This is a genomic window from Moorena sp. SIO3B2, assembly GCF_010692525.1.
Lineage (GTDB): Bacteria > Cyanobacteriota > Cyanobacteriia > Cyanobacteriales > Coleofasciculaceae > Moorena > Moorena producens.
Genome location: NZ_JAAHHE010000781.1, coordinates 1 through 1,814, shown reverse-complemented (window position 1 = coordinate 1,814; position 1,814 = coordinate 1). Strand labels below are relative to the sequence as shown.

The 1,814-nt window shown below is 39.9% G+C and carries 1 protein-coding gene; it reads left to right on the top strand.

Annotated features, from left to right (window positions below):
• The first annotated feature begins 909 nt into the window (after positions 1 to 909).
• Positions 910 to 1,659 (top strand): filamentous hemagglutinin N-terminal domain-containing protein, encoded by a 750-nt coding sequence (locus F6K38_RS40975; protein ID WP_287360565.1) that lies wholly within the window; start codon positions 910 to 912, stop codon positions 1,657 to 1,659.
• Positions 1,660 to 1,814: the final 155 nt, after the last annotated feature.

Here is a 1,814-nt window from a genome sequence, read left to right as displayed (position 1 = left end):
ATTTTGGATAATGTTGACTGTTGGAAATTCCAGCAATTTGGGATAATAGCGATTCGGGCAAAGCCCGACGCTACGCGAACGCGCTAGGTTAATCAACAAAGGGTGAAAATCCTTTACTGTTGGACATTTCAGCCATTTTGGCTAATCACGATAGTGCTAGCAACAGCAACTTCGATGAAAATCCTTGACTGCCGGAAATTACAACAATTTTGGATAATGTTGACTGTTGGAAATTCCAGCCATTTGGGATAATAGCGATTCGGGCAAAGCCCGACGCTACGCGAACGCGCTAGGTTAATCAACAAAGGGTGAAAACCCTTTACTATCGTAAATTCTAGCAATTTTCGATAATCTTGACTGTCGCAAATTTCAGCAATTTCGGAACGATAGCGCTAGCTTAATTAACTTCAGTCGAATTCATTCACTGTTGGAAATTTCAGCAATTTTCGATAAGCGTGCGATGCTAGCTATTAGCATCCTATTCCTAAACTATAGCGCTAATAAAAATTACTCAGATTAGGCGGGGGATAACTATAGCGCTAGTTTTATGAGTTTCAGCCCAATTGATTCGCTGTTGGAAATTGCAGCAATTTTGGATGTGATTGGATGTTATTTATCAGTCGCTTCTTCGGATAAGCATTACCTGTCGCACTGGTTAACCTAATTTAACATAATTAACCTAATTTAACAAAACTTTACATCAAGAGCTGCCACCTATAAGTGTATAATAGCCGAAATTATTCTTTCGACAGAAAATAACAGCCTCAAGCCATTATCAATCCGACTGATCAGTTGTCAGTAGGTTAATCAAAATTAGATTAATCAAAATTAGGTTAATTGATGGCAAGACATTGATTAACCTTAAGTGCAGTAAAAACACTCTACCCAGGATCAGGAGAAATCTAAGCAATGGCATTATATGTCTGGAAAAATTATAACACTCAGTTAGGTTTAGCGCTATGCTTAGCCATTAGTGGAGCGTACGCATTTTCAGTAAAGCAAGCTAATGCTCAGATTACTCCTGATACTACGTTACCGACCGCCGAAAGGTCTTTGTTTCACCAAAGCTCGGGTCAGGTAAATGGAGAAATTGTTGATCTAATTAAAGGAGGATCAATCCGGGATATCAATTTGTTCCACAGTTTCCTAGAGTTTAATGTCGGAGATGGGCAAAGGGTTTATTTTGCTAATCCAGCTGGCATTGAAAATATTCTGTCTCGGGTAACTGGTGCGAATCCCTCTAATATTTTTGGCACCTTGGGTGTCGATGGTGGAGCAAATTTGTTCTTGATTAATCCCAATGGGATTTTCTTTGGTAATAATGCCAAGCTGGATGTATCGGGTTCATTTGTGGGCACTACTGCTGATGGGATTGGCTTTGGAAATCAAGGAGTGTTTAGTGCCTCTAATCCAGAGCCTCCTTCCCCATTGTTGACCGTTAATCCTAATGTGTTTTTCTTTAATCAAATTCCCGGTAATATTACCAGTCAAGCTAAGTTGGAGAAGCTGGCGGTTGATAACCTGTTGTTACTCGGTGGTGATGTTGAGGTTATCGAAGATAGTAAGATATCGACTAATCTTCGAGCCACGATCAACCGATATCCAGCCAATGCACATTATGGGCAATTTTTTCTTGCGCTTACCCTGGACATGATATGATTTGACATCATAGTATTTAAAAAAAAACTTTAGCTGTCCGGCAAAAGAAGCCCCACACCTAATGCGTAGCATAGGTGTGGGATGAATTTTGCACAGGGTATTATAAAATTGCTATAATATATGTACTGATAAACAAAGCCGTTCGCGTAGCGTGG

Bases quoted from the DNA above. Each gene is read 5' to 3' on its own strand.
- F6K38_RS40975 (WP_287360565.1), top strand. From the start codon at position 910: ATGGCATTATATGTCTGGAAAAATTATAACACTCAGTTAGGTTTAGCG.